Genomic DNA, 4803 nt, shown 5'->3' with positions numbered 1-4803 from the left:
ATTGCCGGCCGCTCGCTGATGCGCGCGCTGGCGGGCCTGCGCTCGTTCGGCCGCTTTCTCGAGCGCGAAGGCAAGGGCAAGGTCGGCGCGCTCTCTGCCATTCGCGCCCCGAAGGTCGCAAAGAGTCTGCCAAAGCCGCTGCCGATGGCATCCGCAAAGCGTCTCGCCGATGCCGACGAGCGCGCCGGCGAGGATCGCGAGACCTGGATTCTGGCGCGCGATGCTGCCGTCATGGCGCTGCTGTACGGCTCGGGCCTGCGCATCTCCGAAGCGTTGGGGTTGCAGCGCCGCGAGGTGCCGCGGCCGGGCGAAGGCGACGTGCTCGTCGTCACAGGCAAAGGCAACAAGACCCGCATGGTGCCGGTGCTGCAGAATGTGCTGGAGCTGGTGCAGGAATACGTTGCGATGTGCCCGTATCCGTTGCCTGCGGACGGCCCGATCTTCGTCGGCGCGCGCGGCGGCCCCTTGAGCCCGCGCATCATCCAGCTCGCAATGGAGCGGCTGCGCGGCGCGCTCGGCCTGCCCGACAGCGCCACGCCGCACGCGCTCCGGCATTCCTTCGCCACGCATCTGCTGTCACGCGGCGGGGACTTGCGCGCCATCCAGGAATTGCTCGGCCATTCCTCGCTCTCGACCACGCAGGTCTATACCGGCATCGATTCCGAGCGCCTGCTGGAAGTCTACGCCAGCGCGCATCCGCGGCGGTGACTCCTCACGAGCTCTCGTGCCCCGGACGCAGCGCAGCGCTCCTTCAGCGGAGCGCTGCAGAGCCGGGGCCCATCCCACCGCGTGATCGCCTGTAGCTTCTGGGTCCCGGGTCAGCGTCGCAGCGTTGCACGCCGCGCCGCGTCCGGGACACGAGAGCCGACAAGACTGACACAGTCCCGTCACAACGCGCGTGCCTCTTGCGCGGCGCCCGCGGTTCGGTCAATCGTTGCGGAACCGAGGCAGGAGAGACTTATGAGCGCACATGAAAGCATGGAGCACGCCGAGCACGCCGAACACGCGTCCGGCTCGAACAAGAAGATCGCGCTCCTGATCGCCGTTCTGGCGCTGTTCCTGGCGATCTCGGAGACGCTCGGCAAGGGCGCCCAGACCGAATCGATCAGCAAGAACGTCGAGGCCGCTAATCTCTGGGCGTTCTTCCAGGCCAAGAGCATCCGCCGCACCGTGGTGATCACCGCGGCCGAGCAGGGCAAGCTGACGCTGGGCGGGACGAGCGACGACGCCATGAGGGCGACGGTGCAGAAGCAGGTCGACGACTGGACCAAGACTGCGCAGCGCTACCGCTCCGAGCCCGAGACCGGCGAAGGCACCGAGCAACTCGCGGAGAAGGCCAAGCACGCCGAGCACGACCGCGACGAGGCGACCGCGAAATACCACCATTTCGAGCTGGCGTCGGCCGCGTTCCAGATCGGCATCGTGCTGGCCTCGGCCACCATCATCACCGGCATGTTCGCGCTGGCCTATGTCGGCGGCATCCTGACGCTCGCCGGCCTTTTCATGACCGCGCTCGGCCTGTGGTGGCCGCATCTGCTGCACTTGCATTGAGGGGGGTGGGGCGCGCGGCTGCTAATTCCGTCATCCTGAGGTGCGAGGCATGGGACGCGACGCGTCCCATGGGGGACCTCGAAGGATGAACGGCCGAGCTGCAGCCGGGCCGTGGCCCCTCGAGGGCCGCTGAAGAAGCGGCCACCTCCAGCGACAACGGCTTCGCCGTTGCGCGGGCGTGACGGTGAGAGACTGATTGTGTGGACGCTCACCGCGCCTGGTGCACGCTCTTCCTGAAGCGCTGGATCAAACGCAGCGTACGTGACGACCACCCCTCCCCGTTGCCGGCGATCAGCTCGCGGATGCGGCGCTTGACCGGGTCGACCAGTTCGGCGGCCTTGGCGCGCACCTTCAGCACGAGGTCGTAGATCCGCTCGAACCAGTGCATCTCCAAGAGCTTGTCGCGCGTCACGTCGAACACGAAGGCGGTGACGCCGACGCCGAGCAGCTTTGCGAAAACGATCGTGAAGATCGCGCTGGTCCAGTACTCATGCGTGAGCAGCCACAGGCCGACCAGCTTGAGCGGAAACAGCGGGACGATGGGGACCGCGAACACGATCAGCGTCGTGGCCGGCGACAGCGCATCGACCCGCTCCGTCAGCCATTGCTTGAAGCGCGCCAGCGGAATCGCCGCGACAATCCGCGCGACGATCGGCTCGAGATGGTCCCACAGCCAAGCTTCGATCAGGAAGACGATCGCAAGCAGGACCCAGACCGGTTGAAGAAGGCGGCGCAGCATGTGTTTCCCGCCCGATTCGGTCCTGGGCGCGTGCTTACATATGGATGGCCCGCTTGCCGACTGCAAGCGCGGCCTCCTTGATGGCCTCCGAGCGGGTCGGATGGGCGTGACAGGTGCGCGCGAGATCCTCCGCACTGCCGCCAAACTCCATGAGAACGCAGGCTTCATGGATCATTTCGCCGGCTTCGCGGCCGATAATGTGCACGCCGAGCACGCGATCGGTCTTCGCATCTGCGAGGATCTTCACAAAGCCGTCAGTGGTCTGATTGACCTTGGAGCGGCCGTTGGCGGTAAAGGGGAACTTTCCGACGGTATAGGCTGTGCCTGCCTGCTTCAGTTCCTCCTCGGTCTTGCCGACGGAGGACACTTCCGGCGTGGTATACACGACGCCTGGGATCACATCGTAATTCACGTGACCGGCCTGGCCTGCGATGATCTCGGCCACCGCAACGCCTTCATCCTCGGCCTTGTGCGCAAGCATCGGGCCCGCGACGACGTCGCCGATGGCGTAGACGCCCTTCAGGCTGGTGGCGAAATGCGGATCGATCTGCACGCGGCCACGGGGATCAAGCGCAACGCCGGCCTCCTTCAGGCCGAGAGCGTCCGTGTACGGCACGCGGCCGATGCTGACCAGCACGACGTCGGCTTCCAGCGTCTCGGCGGCGCCGCCGGCGGCGGGCTCGATCGTCGCCTTCAGCGACTTGCCGGAGGTGTCGACGGCGGTGACCTTGGCGCCAAGCTTGAACGCAAAACCCTGCTTTTCCAGGATGCGTTGGAATTGCTTGGCGATCTCGCCGTCCATGCCGGGAAGGATGCGATCCAGGAATTCGACCACCACGACTTCGGCGCCGAGGCGATGCCAGACCGAGCCGAGCTCGAGGCCGATCACGCCGGCGCCGACGATCAGCAGCTTGCCGGGGACCTTGTCCAGCGACAGCGCGCCGGTCGAGGACACGATGCGCTTCTCGTCGATCTCGATCCCCTTCAGACGCGCGATGTCCGAGCCGGTGGCGATGACGATGTTCTTGGTGTCGACGACTTGCGACTTGCCGTCGGCGGAGACCTCGACCTTGCCGCTGCCGAGGATCTTGCCGGTGCCCTTGAGCACGTCGATCTTGTTCTTCTTCATCAGGAACTCGACGCCCTTGACGTTGCCGTCGATGCCCTGCTGCTTGAAATTCATCATCGCGGGAAGATCGAGCTTCGGCGACGAGACCGACACACCCATTTTCGCGAAGGAATGGCCGGCTTCCTCGAACATTTCGGAGGCGTGCAGCAGCGCCTTCGACGGCATGCAGCCGACATTGAGGCAGGTGCCGCCGAGCGTGGCGTTCTTTTCGACCACGGCGACCTTCATGCCGAGCTGGCTGGCGCGGACCGCGCAGACATAACCGCCCGGTCCGGTGCCGATCACAACGAGGTCATAAGTCATGGAATGCTCCGTCACGTCTATTCATCAGGGTTGAGCCATTGCGATCGATCGTCGACAGGCCGAGGCATCCGTCCCTCAAGCAATTGCCGAAGATAGCGCGGCGACACTGCGCCGGTTGCTTCGATCAGCCAGTACAGGTAGTCGCGCGGACCGCCATTCAGGTAGGGCGGCGACGACATGGGCTTGAACAACGTCGGCAATTTTTCGGTCACCGACAGATTGTTGAGTATCGAGCCGAGCTCTTGAACCACGTGCCACGCCAAGGGGTCATCAATGTCGATGGTGAGATTGATGTGCCAGCTTTCATCCCGATGGAGATGGTGCGCATCCGCCTTGGTCCCCGGAATCCGCCCGATGAATCCTTTCAGATCTTCGAACATATCTTCGCGGAATTCGTTCGCAGGCATTCAACGTCCACCCGAGACGTCAAGGATGGCGCTGGTGACATAGGAAGCCTCGTCCGACATCAGCCAGACGATGGCGTTGGCGATTTCATCCGCGGTACCGACGCGCTTCATCGGCACCAGATGGGCCAGACGATGGGCGCGGTCGGGCTCGCCGCCGGCGGCGTGGATCTCTGTGTCGATCAGACCGGGGCGAATGCCTGCGACGCGGATGCCCTCGTTCGCAACCTCATAACCGAGGCCGATGGTGAAGGAATCGATCGCGCCCTTGGAGGCCGCATAGTCGACATAGGTGTTGGGCGCGCCGAGCCTGGCTGCGACCGACGACAGGTTGACGATGACGCCGCCCTTGCCGCCGTGCTTGGTCGACATCCGCTTCACCGCCTCGCGCGCGCAGAGGATGGAGCCGGTGACGTTGACGGCCATCACGCGCTGGATGCGCTCGGCCGACATCTCGTCGACGCGCACGCCGCTTTGACCGACGATGCCGCCATTGTTGACGAGCGCGCCGAGCGTGCCGAACTTGTCGGCTTCCTTGAACAGGTCGATGATGTCGCGTTCCTCGGCGACATCGCATTTCACCGCGATCGCCTTGCCGTTGCTGGCCGCGATCTGCGCGACCACCTCGTCGGCGGCGGTCTTGTTGCTGGCATAGCCGACCACGACACGAAAGCCGC

At 65.0% G+C, this 4803-nt stretch carries 6 protein-coding genes; 2 read left to right on the top strand and 4 right to left on the bottom strand.

Features of this window, described 5'->3' with window-relative positions:
- A partial coding sequence (locus tag MOV74_RS31425) for a tyrosine recombinase XerC (protein ID WP_246930834.1) occupies positions 1-708 on the top strand: 708 nt, incomplete at its 5' end.
- Positions 709-960: 252 nt separating this feature from the next.
- Complete coding sequence (locus MOV74_RS31420) at positions 961-1551, top strand: DUF4337 domain-containing protein (RefSeq protein ID WP_246930832.1); 591 nt, start codon at positions 961-963, stop codon at positions 1549-1551.
- A gap of 208 nt (positions 1552-1759) precedes the next feature.
- Here MOV74_RS31420 and MOV74_RS31415 read toward each other — a convergent pair whose 3' ends face one another.
- The 4 genes from MOV74_RS31415 to MOV74_RS31400 all read right to left on the bottom strand — a co-directional run.
- Positions 1760-2290 carry a hypothetical protein gene (locus MOV74_RS31415; RefSeq protein WP_246930830.1) on the bottom strand — a complete coding sequence of 177 codons (531 nt, stop codon included), beginning with the start codon at positions 2288-2290 and terminating at the stop codon, positions 1760-1762.
- A gap of 34 nt (positions 2291-2324) precedes the next feature.
- A complete protein-coding gene (gene lpdA / locus MOV74_RS31410; RefSeq protein ID WP_246930827.1) occupies positions 2325-3722 on the bottom strand; it encodes a dihydrolipoyl dehydrogenase in 1398 nt (465 codons plus the stop codon).
- 17 nt (positions 3723-3739) lie between these two features.
- Entirely contained in the window at positions 3740-4129 is a 390-nt protein-coding gene (locus MOV74_RS31405; RefSeq protein WP_246930825.1) for a hypothetical protein, read from the bottom strand.
- The coding region (locus MOV74_RS31400) for an SDR family oxidoreductase (protein WP_246930823.1) at positions 4130-4803 on the bottom strand (674 nt) is incomplete at its 5' end.

Source organism: Bradyrhizobium sp. SHOUNA76, from assembly GCF_023006445.1.
Taxonomy (GTDB): Bacteria; Pseudomonadota; Alphaproteobacteria; order Rhizobiales; family Xanthobacteraceae; genus Bradyrhizobium.
Note: the sequence above shows the minus strand (reverse complement) of the source record. Positions and strands in the feature narration are given on the sequence as shown.

Coding starts and splice junctions, on each gene's coding strand:
- lpdA (WP_246930827.1), bottom strand. CDS start 3,722: ATGACTTATGACCTCGTTGTGATCGGCACCGGACCGGGCGGTTATGTC.
- MOV74_RS31405 (WP_246930825.1), bottom strand. CDS start 4,129: ATGCCTGCGAACGAATTCCGCGAAGATATGTTCGAAGATCTGAAAGGA.
- MOV74_RS31420 (WP_246930832.1), top strand. CDS start 961: ATGAGCGCACATGAAAGCATGGAGCACGCCGAGCACGCCGAACACGCG.
- MOV74_RS31415 (WP_246930830.1), bottom strand. CDS start 2,290: ATGCTGCGCCGCCTTCTTCAACCGGTCTGGGTCCTGCTTGCGATCGTC.